Raw genomic sequence first — 14,312 nt, forward strand, 5'->3', positions numbered from 1 at the left:
TTGCTTTAAGCCTCTTCAACATTTTCAGGAGCTTTGAATGGCACGCAACGGCATTCAATACAGCGATGTACAACACGCCATTGACCAGCTGATTTCACGCGGTGATACACCCAGCGTGCAACGCATTCGCGAGGTCTTAGGTACCGGCAGTTTCACGACCATCAGCGAGCACTTTCGCCACTGGCGCAGTGAACGCGCGCAAAACCGCGACATCCCACCCCCCAAAGGCGTCCCCGAGGTCATCGTTACGCTGGCCTCGGATATGTGGCAGCAGGCACAAGAGGTCGCGAATGAAGGCCTCGCCCACTACCGCGAAGAGGCAGACCGCAAAGTGGCTGACGCACAAACGCAGGCTAAAGACGCGCAAACGCACGCGGCCAATGCCGCACAACGCGAAAGCGCGCTTGCTGAGCACCTGCGTCACATAGAGGCACGATTAGAAAGTTTAAGCGGCGATCTTGCTGAAGCGACTACACAGTGTGCGCGCTGGAAAGCAGAAAATGAGCACCATGAACAACAGCTAAAAGCGGCCAATAGCCAGCTCGAAGCGTTAGCCCAACAGCGCAACGAGCAGGAAGAGCAAAGCCGCATAACACTCGTGCAACAGCGTCAAGCATGGGAGGAAAAACTCGTTCAGGAACAGCAGCGTAACGAGGCAACGGAAGGCAAACTGATGGGACTTTTGGATAGCGTGCGACAGGAATATGCGGAAGAGGAAAAAGCGCTAAATAAGCGCCTACAGCAGCTTGAGAAACGACTTGAAGCCCTTGGCGATAGCGTAAAAGACGAGCAAAAAACACGCCACCAGGCAGAAACGCGACAAAAAGCGGCCGAGCAGCGACTCGCGCAAGAAAAACAAACCACTCAGCAACATGAAGAAGAAACTAAGCGCCTACAAAGCGAGCTCGATAGCGTTCGGCAAACCCTTAACAAAACTCAGCGCGAGCATGAAACGCTGACAAAACGTCAATCCGAGCAGTGGCAAAACGAGCTATGGCAAAGCGTTCAAGCACTTCAACGCCAAGTCTCCAGCCTGCCTGACTCACTACGCGCACAAGTACGGCGTGAAGACAAAAATGAAAACGCCCCGCGTTAAGCAGGGCGTGATATAAAGCGATAAGGCATGAATATACTGGCTGAACTATAGCTTAACGGTAATAAGCATTGGTGGTGTCGGAGTGATCGGTCACGTCACGAATACCCGCAAGCTCAGGAATACGCTCAATAAGTGTTTTTTCCACGCCATCTTTCAGCGTTAAATCCACTGCCGCACAGCCTTGGCAACCGCCACCAAAGGCGAGTATTGCCACTTGATCTTCGGTGAGTTCAACCAGCTTAATTTCACCGCCATGCGCGGCAAGCCCAGGGTTGATTTCACTATAGAGCACATAGTTCACGCGATCTTCCAAAGGGCTATCGGCGTTCACCTTGGGCATCTTGGCATTGGGCGCTTTGATCGTGAGCTGCCCACCCATGCGGTCAGCATTAAAATCCACCACCGCCTCGTCTAAAAACGGCAGGCTGTTTTTATCCAGAAAGACGTTAATCTTTTCAAGCTCAATCTTTTGATCGGTGGGCTCTTCCTCACCAGGGCGGCAGTAAGCCAGGCAAGTTTCCGCATACGGCGTACCCGGTTGAGTAATAAAGATACGCACCGCGATGCCCTCAACATTTTGCTTTTCCAAAAGCTCAGCCAGGTAATCTTGGGCGCTGTCGGTAATCTCGATACCTTTCACTTCTTCTACGGTGTCTTCTGCTGTCGTGCTCATGAGGGGTGTTTTCCTCCCGTGGCAGTGGCAATGGCCACTTCACATTTCATTTGTGACTATTTTCAGTTATGACTATGGTAAGCCAAAACTAGCTGCCGACACAATCCCGACCGTTTTACTAGGCTTTTCCCGCGAGGGCAGCTGCCACCGCGCACGCGCTCTGCTATCATACTCATCTTTTTATTATCTTATTAATAACACCCTCTTTGCCGCTGGCTACCGCGGCACTGATGACGTTTACTGTGACGCTGGAGATCTCCCCCTGCCATGTCTGCTAGTGCCTTGACCGCAACGCCTACTCAACGTGTTGAATCCTCATTAAAAAACGTGCTTAAAAACGCCCTTGAGCAGCGAATCATGATCCTCGACGGCGGCATGGGTACCATGCTGCAAAATGCCGAGCTGAGCGAAGGGGAGTTTCGGGGCGAGCGCTTTCGTGACTGGCCATCGGACCTTAAAGGCAATAATGACCTATTAGCGCTGACGTGCCCCGATGTCGTGACGCGGATCCATCGTGACTATCTTGAAGCCGGCGCCGACATTATTGAAACCAACACGTTCAATAGTACTCGCCTGTCGCAGTCGGATTACGGCATGGAAGATTTAGTGCCGGAAATCAACCGAGAGTCGGCGCGTCTGGCACGCGAAGTATGCGATGCGGTTACCCGCGAAACCGGCGTACCACGTTTTGTTGCCGGTGTGTTGGGTCCGACGTCGCGCACGGCGTCACTTTCCCCGGATGTTAACGACCCAGCCAAGCGTAATGTCACCTTCGATGAGCTTTGCGAGAACTACCGCGAAGCCGCCATTGCCCTAATCGAAGGCGGCGCCGACCTGTTTCTCATCGAGACAATTTTCGACACGCTCAACGCCAAAGCCGCCATTTATGCGTTAGAAGCGTTATTCGACGACCGCGGCGAACGCTTGCCGGTAATGATTTCTGGCACCATCACCGATGCCTCTGGCCGCACTCTTTCCGGACAAACGACCGAAGCGTTTTGGAACTCGGTTCGCCACGCTCAACCTCTTTCAATTGGACTGAACTGCGCGCTGGGTGCTGAGGAATTACGCCCTTACTTGGAAGAGCTTTCCACCAAAGCCGATACCTTTGTTTCAGCTCACCCAAACGCTGGGCTGCCTAACGAATTCGGTGAATACGATCAAACGCCAGAAGAAATGGCAGCCATTGTCAGCGAGTTCGCCCAAAGCGGGCTGGTCAATATTATCGGCGGCTGCTGTGGTTCCTCGCCGGAACACATCCGCGCGATTGCGGAATCCGTCGCGGACATGGCACCGCGCAAAATTCCCACGCGCAACGCAGCCTGCCGCTTGTCGGGGCTTGAACCGTTTAATATTGCGGCTGACTCGCTGTTCGTCAACGTCGGCGAGCGCACTAACGTCACTGGCTCGGCGCGCTTTAAGCGTTTGATCGTGGAGGAATACTTCACTACGGCGTTAGAAGTTGCACTAGAGCAGGTCGAAAACGGCGCGCAGATCATCGATATCAACATGGATGAGGGCATGTTGGAGTCGCAGGAAGCCATGGTGCGCTTTCTCAACCTGATCGCCGGTGAGCCCGATATTGCCCGCGTACCGATCATGATCGATTCCTCCAAGTGGGAAATTATCGAGGCCGGCTTGCAGTGCGTGCAGGGCAAGGCGGTCGTCAACTCGATCTCGCTCAAAGAGGGGGAAGCGGCCTTTCGCGAACAGGCAACCAAGTGCCGCCGCTTCGGTGCTGCTATTGTCGTCATGGCGTTCGATGAAGAGGGCCAAGCCGATACCTTTGCGCGTAAAACCGAGATTTGCCAGCGCGCTTACCGCCTGCTGGTTGATGAGATCGGCTTCCCGGCGGAGGACATTATTTTCGACCCCAATATTTTTGCCATTGCTACCGGCATTGAGGAACACAACAACTACGCCGTTGATTTTATCGAGGCGACACAGTGGATTCGTGAACACCTACCCCACGCCATGGTCTCCGGTGGTGTGTCTAACGTTTCGTTCTCGTTTCGCGGCAACAACGCGGTGCGCGAGGCGATCCACTCCGTTTTCCTCTACTACGCCATTCGCGCGGGCCTCACCATGGGAATCGTCAACGCCGGCCAGCTAGCGGTATATGACGACTTACCCAACGAGTTGCGTGAAGCCGTTGAAGACGTGGTGCTCAACCGCCGCGATGACGCCACCGAGCGTCTCTTAGATATCGCTGAACAATACAAAGGCGACGGTAGCGGCGCGGCGAAAAAAGAGGACCTTGCTTGGCGTAGCTGGGAAGTTAACCAGCGCATCCAGCATGCGTTGGTCAAAGGCGTGACAGCCTACATCGAAGAGGACACGGAAGAGGCGCGTCAAGCCGCCGCCCGCCCCATTGAGGTCATCGAAGGTCCACTCATGGATGGCATGAACGTAGTGGGCGACTTGTTCGGTGACGGTAAAATGTTCCTGCCCCAGGTAGTAAAATCAGCCCGCGTGATGAAGCAGGCAGTGGCGTATCTCATTCCTTACATCGAAGAGGAAAAGGCCGAGCTTTCCCAAGGGGAAAGCCAGACTAAGGGCAAGATCGTCATGGCGACCGTTAAAGGGGATGTCCATGATATCGGCAAAAACATCGTCGGCGTTGTTCTGCAGTGCAATAACTACGAAGTCATTGACCTCGGCGTAATGGTGCCCACCGAAAAGATTTTGCAGGCCGCCGAGGAGCATAATGCTGATATTATTGGCCTTTCAGGCCTGATCACGCCGTCGCTGGATGAGATGGTTCACGTCGCTAAAGAAATGCAGCGTCGCGGCATGAGTCTGCCGCTGTTGATCGGCGGTGCCACGACGTCAAAAGCGCACACCGCGGTGAAAATCGAGCCGCAATACGAACACCCGGTGATCTATGTCACCGACGCGTCGCGAGCGGTTGGTGTCGCGGGTCGTTTGCTCACTCCCAACCTTAAAACACCTTACGTCGCCGAAATTCGCGAAGAGTACGAAAAAGTCCGCGAGCGTAATGCTAAACGCCGCCCCAAAGCGGCTGACCTAAGCTATGAGCAGGCGCGCAAGCGACGCTTTCGTACCGATTGGGCTGCCTATACCCCGCCAACACCTAACGTTGCCGGTCTCACGGTTTTCGATGATTACGACCTTGAGGAACTTATCGAACGTATCGACTGGACGCCTTTCTTCATGAGCTGGCAGTTGGCGGGTAAATTCCCCAAGATTTTGGATGATGAAAAAGTTGGCGAAGTCGCACGCAACCTATTTACCGATGCGCAGAAGATGTTGCGTAAACTGGTCGATGAAAAACGTGTTCAGGCACGCGGAGTGATCGGTTTTTGGCCCGCAAATACCGTGGATGACGATATGATTGAAGTCTACCGCGACGATGAGCGACGCGACGTGGTGGAGCAGCTACACCACATTCGTCAGCAAACTACCAAAGGGCGCGATGGACTCTGCTATAGCCTGGCCGATTTTATTGCGCCAAAAGCGAGCGAAACGCCCGATTGGATCGGCGGCTTTGCGGTTACCACCGGGCACGGTGTGCACGCACTAAGTAAAGCCTATGAGGCCGCTGGCGACGACTACAACGCCATTATGGTTCAGGCACTCACCGACCGTTTGGCCGAGGCATTTGCCGAGCGCATGCACGAACGCGTGCGCAAGGAATTCTGGGGCTATGTCCCCGAAGAATCGCTGCATAACGATGCCCTTATTGCGGAAAAATACCAGGGCATTCGTCCTGCACCGGGCTACCCGGCCTGCCCCGATCACACCGAAAAAGCCACGCTCTTTCGTTTGCTCAATGCCAGCAATAACACCGGCCTTGAATTAACCGAGAACTTTGCCATGTGGCCGGCGGCAGCGGTATCGGGGTGGTATTTCTCCCATCCCCAATCAAAGTATTTTTCGACGGGAAAAATCACCCGCGATCAAGTCGAAGTCCTCGCAGAACGTAAAGGCATGACGCTTACCGAACTAGAGCGTTGGCTTGCTCCTGTGCTGTCTTACGATCCGAGCTAACCCGTGGTATTGATGGGCCATCGGCGGGGTAAAGTCATGCGCTTGGCGCTGCCGATCATGCTGGGCATGCTGTCGCAAAGCGTCCTGAACCTTATCGACGCCGCTCTGGTCGGCTCACTGGGTGAGGTCGCCCTCGCCGGCGTTGGTATCGGTGGCTATGCCATGTTCATGATAACGGCGCTCGTCTCCGGGCTATCATCGGGGGTGCAAGCGCAAACTGCGCAACGTACCGGAGCGCAATGCGCCACCCCGGCTCAACCACTTAACGCTGGGCTACTGATCGCACTTGGGGTGGGGCTTCCTTTAACGCTAATGGCTTGGTGGCAAGCACCGTTTCTCATTCGGCTAATGACGCAAACGACCGATGTACATAGCGTCGCCGTGGATTATTTTCGCTGGCGCGTGGTGTCGCTTAGTGCCATCGCGATGACGCTGTGTTTTCGTGGTTATTGGAATGGTCGCCAATATACGTCCCTCTACCTGCGTATTATTGTCAGTGTTCACGTGCTTAATGTGTTCATTAGCATCGGACTGATTTTTGGCTACGCAGGGCTGCCGCAAATGGGGGCCAGCGGTGCAGGCGCTGGAACCACGCTGTCAATCTTCATCGGGCTAGTGGCATGGCTTTTAGTCAGTGTTAAAGGGGCTTGTCAGCAGGGTTTTTTGCAGCATTTGCCGTCCTCTCAGCAAATACGTCAGACGCTGGTGCTAGCATTCCCCCACTCCTTCCAGCAACTTTGGTTTGCCGCCGGCTACGCGGTGTTAATCTGGATGCTTAGCCAAATTGATACCGCCAGCGTCGCTGTGGGTCACGTACTGATTAACTTATCGCTTTTGATGATTTTACCTGGCGTGGGGTTGGGCATCGCAGCCATGAGCCTGGTCGGTGACGCGCTAGGACGGGAGGCCCGCCAGGAGGCACATCGCTGGGGTTGGGATGCCCTTGGCGTTGCTTGGCGACTACTTGCCCTGTTAGCGCTTCCGATGCTGTTATTCCCTAGTACGTTGCTGGGGCTGTTTTTTCACCAAGAGGCATTAATTGCTCTCGGTCGGCTACCGCTTCAGCTTACGGGGGCCATGATTGTACTCGATGCCGCCGCGTTGGTGCTCGCGCAGGCACTGATGGGCGCTGGCGCCCAGCGCACTGTGATGATGTTAACGCTGAGTATGCAGTGGCTGTTGTTTTTACCGCTGGCCTGGTGGGTCGGGGTTGTCCATGAATATGGCCTCACTGGGATTTGGCTCGTGCAGCTGATGTACCGCTTACTCAATTCACTGGCGTTTGTATGGGTATGGCAGCGTCGACGCTGGGCATCCCCTTTGTAAGCGCTCTTTAAATACCATTTAGAAATAAAAAGATAATTATGTATTCTTTTGTGGAATAATTGGCCCGCGTTAAGGTGTTTCAACTCTTAGCTCTCGTTGTTTGGTTAACCACCTTGGCTAACAACAGCGTGTCGCTGCGCTCGACACCTTCGCATTAAGCAGGACCGTGCCCCATGTACCGCTATGATACCTATGACCAAACGCTGGTAGATGAGCGCGTCGCTCAGTTTCGCGATCAAATGGATCGCTACCGCGACGGGCGTTTGGGAGAAGAAGAGTTTCGTCCACTGCGTTTGCAGAATGGTCTCTATATCCAACGCCATGCGCCCATGCTGCGCATTGCGATCCCTTACGGCATGTTGGCTGGCCATCAGCTGCGTGCGCTAGGGGATATTACCCGTCGCTACGATCGCGGTTATGGTCACTTCACCACGCGCCAAAATCTGCAGCTCAACTGGCCTGCCCTGGAAGATGTGCCCGACATTCTGGCGGATCTGGCGAAAGTTCAGATGCACGCAATCCAGACCAGCGGCAACTGCATTCGTAATACCACCAGCGACCAGTTTGCCGGTATTGCCAACGATGAAGTGGAAGATCCGCGTCCCTGGTGCGAGCTGATCCGTCAATGGTCAACGCTACACCCTGAATTTGCTTATCTGCCGCGCAAGTTCAAGATCGCCGTTAGCGGTGCTTCCCAGGATCGCGCGGCCATCCAGGTGCACGATATCGGCCTGCGGCTGTGGTACAACGAGGCTGGCGAACTGCGCATCAGAGTCCTTGCTGGCGGTGGCCTTGGCCGCACGCCGATGATCGCCGACGTGGTACGCGACGACCTGCCCTGGCAGCACCTGCTGACTTATCTCGAAGCGTGCGTACGGGTTTACAACCAGTTCGGGCGTCGCGATAACAAATTTAAAGCGCGGATCAAGATCCTGGTCAAGGCGCTGGGGATCGAAGAGTTCCGCCGTCGCGTCGAGGAGGAGTGGGCGCATTTAAAAGATGGCCCTCAGACGCTCAATGCTGCTGCGGTCGAGGCCGCTAAAAGCCACTTCCCCGAGCCCGAACGGCGCAGCGTGGAAGAAAGCGCGGTAGCCGATTACGAGTGCCTTCGTCAGGAAAACCGAGGTTTTGCACGCTTTGTGACCAATAACGTGACCGACCACAAGGTCTACGGCTATAAAGCCGTGACGCTATCGCTGAAGCGCCGCGAGCACGCCCCCGGCGACGTGACGGCTGACCAAATGGACGCCATCGCCAACCTCGCTAATCGTTACAGCTTCGGTGAAGTCCGCGTTACCCACGAGCAGAACTTGGTGCTTTCCGACGTGCCGGTGGACGAGCTGGAAGCCCTTTGGCAAGCGCTTGAAGCGCTGGGCATAGCCAACCCGACGGTGGGCACGCTCAACGACATCATCTGCTGCCCTGGCGGCGATTACTGCAGCCTGGCTAACGCGGTGTCGATACCGATCGCCCAGGCATTACAGGAACGCTTTGAAGACCTCGATTTCCTTTACGACCTGGGGCCGCTGGATTTGAACATTTCCGGCTGCATGAATGCCTGTGGTCACCACCACGTGGGCCATATTGGCATTTTGGGCGTCGATAAAAAAGGTGAGGAATACTACCAGATATCGATTGGCGGCAACTCGACCGATGATGCCTCATTAGGCAAGATCCTCGGCCCCTCCTTCTTTCGTGAAGACGTGCCCGGTGTCGTCGAAAAAGTGCTGGAAGTCTACGTGGCCCAGCGCCATGAAGATGAACGCTTTCTGGACACTTATCGCCGGATTGGACTGAAACCCTTCAAGGAGCGTGTTTATGCCGCCTAATGACAAGCAGGCCGATGCGGTAGAGCTGGCGCCGGTTCATGCTGATTACCTGATCGCCAATGGCGAACTGGCGGCGGAAAACGCCTGGTGTGTGTCTTACAACGCTGAGGCACTCCCCGAGCAGCGCCCGGCGTTTGTACCACTGGCGCTCTGGAAAGCCCATCAGGAAGACATCGAACTGGCGCCGCTGCTGGCAAGCGACTGTGAATTGACGGCTACCCTCGCCGATAAGATCTTTTCGGCCCCGGCAGTCGCCATTCATTTTCCAGCGTTTACCGATGGCCGTGGCTACACCCTTGCTCGGCTGTTGCGCGAGCGTTTCGGCTACAACGGCGAAATACGCGCGGTTGGCGATGTGTTGGTCGACCAGTTGGAATACATGCGCCGTTGTGGCTTTACCGCCATGGCGCTTCGCGATGACCAGCATCCCGAGGATGCCTTACGGGCGCTGAGTTTTTTCAGCGTGCGCTACCAGCCGGATGTCGAAGAACGCCAGCCACTGTTTGAAAAACGCCTTAACGCTAATTACTAAGTGCGTCAGTTATCTAACCACTCAGCCATTTAACCACTTAGTCATTTAACTACTTAGTCACCTAACCAAAAGGGGCAGCCATACGGCTGCCCCCTTTGTATTGACGACGGTGTGTTGGTGACTGAATTATCGATAATCGATAGCTAGCCACGGCGTTTCTGTTGGCGCTCACGGTTATTGGCTTTGGCCCGCTCGCTTTTTCGCAGCATGACCCAAGTCGCGCCTAACCCGCCATCGGCAGACTGCGCCGAAATATACGCCTGTACTTCGTCAAACTGCATGAGCCATTTCGCCACATAAGAACGCAAAATATTGGCAGGACTTTCTATATCGCGGCCTCGACCGTGGACAATCAGGATTGAACGCAACTCGTGGGCGTAGGCATCGTGTATAAAGGGAAAAAGCAAGCGACGGCACTCAGCTAGCGGCCGGCGATTAAGATGAATTTGCGCTTGCACCGAATACCCACCGTGCTTGAGCTTATCCAAGACTCCCTGCTGAATACCTTCCCGGCAAAACATGATCGGGTCAAACGGTGGTACCAGATCAACAAAATCATCCGAGAGAAAGTTACGTTCACCTAACGCTTCTTCTGCCGACTCACGCCGTGCGCGCTGGGCTTCTGTTGCAGTGGAACGCCTTTTCCCGGTTTCTGCTCGGTTGTGGCTCCTTAGCGGTTTGACATCCCCCATCATGGCCCTGAAATCCCGGTCATCACGCAGCGACTGATTCATATTGAATTCCTCCGGCAGGTCGAAAGCGCATCGTAGCAAAACCAGGCACAATGCTTAAGCACTCGATATGGGACAATAAAGGAAATTCCATGACAGGCGTAAAGCGTTTCGCTGTACTTTTACTGATCGTGCTTGTAGGGATAACCACTTGGTTGTGGCTGACCATGCTTAGCCCTTGGCTTTATGATCGACCCGATCACCTGCCCCCAATTCAGTCGCGCCCGCATCAGGTATTTGTTTACGGCACCCTGACATACGCCCCAGTGCGTTTTGTGGTGATGGGCGCATTAGGAAATCCTGAACCTGCCACGCTTGAAGATTTCACTCGTGAAGGGCTAGATATCACAGCGGCGCCGGAGGAGTATATTGATGGGTTACGCTTGACTGTCACGCCTGAACAGCTAGCGCGACTTGATCGTTACGAACGCTTAGGGGTTCGCTATGAACGAGTGAAGCTCCCCCTTGCGGATGGCACTATGGCTTGGGTTTACCGCCGTTTGCCCGAGTCTGCTAACATGAAAAGCCCTATTTTTGATGCGATGAATATTGCGATGGATACCCAAAAAGTGTTTGCCCAGAAAGAGACCGCCCAATGAGCGCTAACCAGCCATATATTCTTGTATTGTATTATTCCCGCAGCGGTGCAACTGCCACCATGGCCCGCCTGATAGCCGAAGGTGTTGAAAGCATTGCGGGTATACAGGCTCGCCTACGCTGTGTGCCGTCAGTATCGCCCACCTGTGAAGCCGTTGAGCCAGAAATTCCAGAAGAAGGTGCCATTTATGCTGAGCTTGATGATCTGCGTTATTGCGCTGGGTTGGCAATCGGTAGCCCCACGCGTTTTGGCAATATGGCCGCGCCGATGAAGTATTTCCTCGATAGCACCAGCAACCTCTGGCTCAATGGCGCGCTAATTAACAAACCTGCCTGTGCGTTTACCTCATCATCGAGCTTACATGGTGGCCAAGAAAGCACGTTGCTCACCATGCTGGTGCCATTGCTACACCATGGGATGGTATTTGCCGGCTTGCCCTACAGCGAAACCGAACTCATTGAAACGCATTCTGGCGGGACACCTTATGGCGCAAGCCACGTAGCAGGCGCGCGCAGCGACCGTCAAATTGAACCGAGTGAAAGCGCTCTCTGCACGGCTCAAGGTAAACGCATCGCCAAATTGGCGTTGTCACTGCAATCTATGCGCGAGGAGGCCTAATGCGTCAGTGGCTGGAAAACATCGAACAGCAATACGGACTGGACAACTTAACCCTACGCTTGCGCCAATTCGTTATCATAAGCTACGTAACGCTTATGCTAATGACGGTATATCGTGGCTTCCTTCTTCAGGGAGAAGCGTTTAATTGGCTTCCGGTTGTCGCGTTTGTACTCCCTCTTGTACTGTTTTTGCCTTCCATTATTGGGCGTAGACCACGAGGGCATGCTTGGTTGGCTTTTGTCAGTTTGCTCTATTTTACTCAAGGTGTGATGGTAGCCACCTTGCCTAGCCAAGCATTAAGAGGTGTGTTGGAAGCATTGGTATCGTTGGCTTTGTTTACCGCCTGTATGGGCTATGCCCGCTTTCGTAGCCGGCAACTACAGCTTCGCCAGTGAACAAGACCGTGTAAATTATCGATAAAACACCCGAATCCTTCTCTTTAGCTGCTAGGTTTATAAAGTCAGATGCTTTAGCACTTGACTGCGCGCAGTACACTGCCGCTATTTACATCTGATCCATTAACTACTATGCAGCTGAACCTGCCGACGCTATCGAGTATCGCCAATCTGTATTCAGCGTGATGGGCTGGCATTTCGGGCCAATGGGCGATATGGCAAAGGGTGATATCGATTACGATGCTGACGAATTTGCCCGCCGTGCAGAGGCCATTTACGCGCTGGCTGCCCTACCCTGGGAAGGTTTCATTGGGGGGTCATATATTGGCGACGGGCATGGCGTTGATACAGACGCGAAGGCTTCTATTGCTGATAACCCCGACGATATTCAAAAGCGTGTGCAAAGCTTTACCGAAAACGCGGCGGCCCTTGCAGAAGTTGCACAAGAAGGCGACTTTAACGCCTCGCGTCGCGCCTTTGTCACAGTGGCCGATACTTGCCGCAACTGTCACGACGACTATCGTCAAAAGTAAGAAACGGGTTATTCGCTAAACCAGAAACCTACCCTTATTAGAAATCCCTATTGATCAAAAACCAATAGCTGGGAAGCGAGCCCCTTCCCAGTCATTGATTGTCTATCATCGAGGTTTAACCAAGCCAAAACGTAAGCGTAACGGCGATTCCCGTGACAACAGCCACTAACGCCCATATCCACCGGGTTTTTACTTCGCCCGATAATGGGGAGTCAACTGGTGTATGCGAAGGCGTTTTGACACCGGTAAACATCGCCTTTACCAGTTTTTCTCCCATCAGCCGATGCACCACAATCGCGGCAAGGTGCAACCCAATAAGCACGATCAAAAAGTTGGAATTCAATCGATGCCAACGCATTAGCATTTTGCTGAAATCACCTCCAAAAAGCCCATGAAGCGGCCCCTGAAAGAAAATGTCATCGCTTAAAAAAAGCCCGCTAATTGCTTGAAACGTTAACGACATCAGCATGATGATGACCATCCACCCGCCCAACGGATTGTGGCCCGCGTAAGGCGTGGGCGAGCGTCTTATGACACTCTGAGCGTAGTCCAGTGAACCGGAAGGCCCAACAAGAAACGTGCGAAAACGTGCGTAATAACTTCCAACCAGGCCCCAAAGCCAGCGAAAAGCCAAGAGCCCAAGCACGACATAACCCGCTTGCGCATGCACTTCAATAGGGAATAAAAACGGTGCCCCGCTGGTTTCCATGGTGTAAAACGCCATTATCACAGCGCCCACTAATCCCCAGTGAAACAATCGAACGAAAATATCCCATACAAAAACATGGCGCATTACTGAGCTCTCATGGCGGCATTAGAAGAATGGTGAGTTTCGCATTTATCCCTTGATTCTCATAGAATACGAGGCAGTTCGTCGCAGCGGTTTACCCCTAAAGGAGAATGATGTGAGTAGCCAGGAATGGCGTGAAGCCGTCCGACAAACGTTGCCCGTCATGTTTGGTTATTTACCTCTTGGCGCAGCGTTTGGCATCGTAGCCATTGAGGTTGGGGTAGCTTGGTACGAAGCCGTCGTCATGTCACTATTAATTTATGCGGGTGCCGGTCAGTTTTTGGCTATCGCACTGTTTGCGGCAGGAGCGGGGATCATGGAGGTGGCAGTTGCCACTATTATGCTAAATTCACGCCACGTTTTTTACGGACTCTCCCTGCTTAAGCGTTTTCAAGGCGCAGGATGGCGCAAACCTTACCTCATTTTTGCGTTAACTGATGAAACCTATTCACTCTTAACTAGCCAGTCGCAGCAGGTAAAAAAGCCTCATGCGCTTGCGTTTCGTATTAGCTTGCTTAGCCAGGCGTGGTGGGTGCTAGGTACGCTAATAGGTGTCGCGCTAGGCACTGCTAAGCTGTTTAATAGCCAAGGCATAGAGTTTGCCTTAACGGCACTTTTTATTGTATTGACGCTGGAACAAGCAAAACGCCTACGTCAGGCACTGCCGTTTATTATTGCTCTTGGGACTGGCTTGGCAGCGCTATTTGTATTACCCGAGCAGCATTTGCTCCTAGGCGCGATAGGTTCTGCGAGTCTGTTATTGCTCGCCCACTACCGTTACTTGGCACGTCCAGTTAACGATCAGAGGGATCGCCATGCTAACTGATCCGGTATGGCAACTAATTATTGTGTGTGCATTAGCCACGTTTGCTACACGCGTTGTGCCATTTGTGGCGTTGGCAAAACAGGCGGATCACCCTTTAATTTTGCATCTTGGTCGCTATTTACCGCCAGCCGTCATGCTTATTTTGGTCATTTACGCGCTGCGTGACTTTCGCCTGTTAATGGACAATTGGCAGCTTAATATCAGCGCCAATGGGTTACCGCTTATCATTGCCGGCTTGCTAGTCGCAGGGATTCATCTTTGGCGGCGCAACGCCCTTGTATCCATTATTGCAGGTACCGCGACATATATGTTGATGGTGCAGATAGGGCAGTCCGCTTTATAGCCAAAAGAGCG

The 14,312-nt window shown here is 53.6% G+C and carries 14 protein-coding genes; 11 read left to right on the top strand and 3 right to left on the bottom strand.

Going from position 1 to position 14,312, the window contains the following annotated elements; translation table 11 throughout:
* The first annotated feature begins 37 nt into the window (after nt 1-37).
* A complete protein-coding gene (locus QC823_RS04675) occupies nt 38-1,096 on the top strand; it encodes a DNA-binding protein (RefSeq protein WP_309655194.1) in 1,059 nt (352 codons plus the stop codon).
* Nucleotides 1,097-1,148: 52 nt separating this feature from the next.
* On the opposite strand, the gene nfuA is transcribed toward QC823_RS04675, so the two are convergent.
* The gene (gene nfuA, locus QC823_RS04680) at nt 1,149-1,769 is read right to left on the bottom strand and encodes a Fe-S biogenesis protein NfuA (protein ID WP_309655195.1); all 621 of its coding nucleotides are present in this window, start codon (nt 1,767-1,769) and stop codon (nt 1,149-1,151) included.
* 267 nt (nt 1,770-2,036) lie between these two features.
* On the opposite strand from nfuA, the gene metH reads away from it, so the two are divergent.
* From metH to QC823_RS04700, 4 genes are all read left to right on the top strand, one after another.
* On the top strand, nt 2,037-5,780 hold the full coding sequence (metH, locus tag QC823_RS04685; protein WP_309655196.1) for a methionine synthase: 3,744 nt from the start codon (nt 2,037-2,039) through the stop codon (nt 5,778-5,780).
* A gap of 36 nt (nt 5,781-5,816) precedes the next feature.
* Nucleotides 5,817-7,106: an MATE family efflux transporter gene (locus tag QC823_RS04690; RefSeq protein WP_309655197.1), complete on the top strand. Its 1,290-nt coding sequence runs from the start codon at nt 5,817-5,819 to the stop codon at nt 7,104-7,106.
* Between the two features lie 173 nt (nt 7,107-7,279).
* A complete protein-coding gene (locus QC823_RS04695) occupies nt 7,280-8,935 on the top strand; it encodes a nitrite/sulfite reductase (RefSeq protein ID WP_309655198.1) in 1,656 nt (551 codons plus the stop codon).
* Complete coding sequence (locus QC823_RS04700; RefSeq protein WP_309655199.1) at nt 8,925-9,467, top strand: DUF934 domain-containing protein; 543 nt, start codon at nt 8,925-8,927, stop codon at nt 9,465-9,467. The genes QC823_RS04695 and QC823_RS04700 overlap by 11 nt, the downstream gene beginning before the upstream one ends.
* A gap of 143 nt (nt 9,468-9,610) precedes the next feature.
* Here QC823_RS04700 and smrA read toward each other — a convergent pair whose 3' ends face one another.
* The gene (gene smrA, locus QC823_RS04705) at nt 9,611-10,201 is read right to left on the bottom strand and encodes a DNA endonuclease SmrA (RefSeq protein ID WP_309655200.1); all 591 of its coding nucleotides are present in this window, start codon (nt 10,199-10,201) and stop codon (nt 9,611-9,613) included.
* A gap of 89 nt (nt 10,202-10,290) precedes the next feature.
* Between smrA and QC823_RS04710 the strand changes: the two genes are divergently transcribed.
* The 4 genes from QC823_RS04710 to QC823_RS04725 all read left to right on the top strand — a co-directional run bounded on the left by QC823_RS04710 (nt 10,291) and on the right by QC823_RS04725 (nt 12,342).
* Nucleotides 10,291-10,797 (top strand): gamma-glutamylcyclotransferase family protein, encoded by a 507-nt coding sequence (locus tag QC823_RS04710; RefSeq protein WP_309655201.1) that lies wholly within the window; start codon nt 10,291-10,293, stop codon nt 10,795-10,797.
* Nucleotides 10,794-11,414, top strand: a complete 621-nt coding sequence (wrbA, locus tag QC823_RS04715) for an NAD(P)H:quinone oxidoreductase (protein WP_309655202.1) — start codon at nt 10,794-10,796, stop codon at nt 11,412-11,414. The genes QC823_RS04710 and wrbA overlap by 4 nt, the downstream gene beginning before the upstream one ends.
* Nucleotides 11,414-11,809, top strand: coding sequence for a DUF2069 domain-containing protein (locus QC823_RS04720; protein ID WP_309655203.1), 396 nt, complete (start codon nt 11,414-11,416; stop codon nt 11,807-11,809). The genes wrbA and QC823_RS04720 overlap by 1 nt, the downstream gene beginning before the upstream one ends.
* A gap of 155 nt (nt 11,810-11,964) precedes the next feature.
* Nucleotides 11,965-12,342, top strand: a complete 378-nt coding sequence (locus QC823_RS04725; RefSeq protein WP_309655287.1) for a c-type cytochrome — start codon at nt 11,965-11,967, stop codon at nt 12,340-12,342.
* Nucleotides 12,343-12,457: 115 nt separating this feature from the next.
* Here the strand turns inward: QC823_RS04725 and QC823_RS04730 are convergent, their stop codons facing one another.
* Nucleotides 12,458-13,135, bottom strand: coding sequence for a cytochrome b/b6 domain-containing protein (locus tag QC823_RS04730; RefSeq protein ID WP_309655204.1), 678 nt, complete (start codon nt 13,133-13,135; stop codon nt 12,458-12,460).
* A 112-nt stretch (nt 13,136-13,247) separates the two neighbouring features.
* On the opposite strand from QC823_RS04730, the gene QC823_RS04735 reads away from it, so the two are divergent.
* Nucleotides 13,248-13,958 carry an AzlC family ABC transporter permease gene (locus tag QC823_RS04735; RefSeq protein WP_309655205.1) on the top strand — a complete coding sequence of 237 codons (711 nt, stop codon included), beginning with the start codon at nt 13,248-13,250 and terminating at the stop codon, nt 13,956-13,958.
* Nucleotides 13,948-14,301 (top strand): branched-chain amino acid transporter permease, encoded by a 354-nt coding sequence (locus tag QC823_RS04740; RefSeq protein ID WP_309655206.1) that lies wholly within the window; start codon nt 13,948-13,950, stop codon nt 14,299-14,301. The genes QC823_RS04735 and QC823_RS04740 overlap by 11 nt, the downstream gene beginning before the upstream one ends.
* The last annotated feature ends 11 nt before the right edge of the window (nt 14,302-14,312 follow it).

This window comes from Vreelandella vilamensis (genome assembly GCF_031451755.1).
In the GTDB taxonomy this organism is placed as follows: Bacteria; Pseudomonadota; Gammaproteobacteria; order Pseudomonadales; family Halomonadaceae; genus Vreelandella; species Vreelandella vilamensis.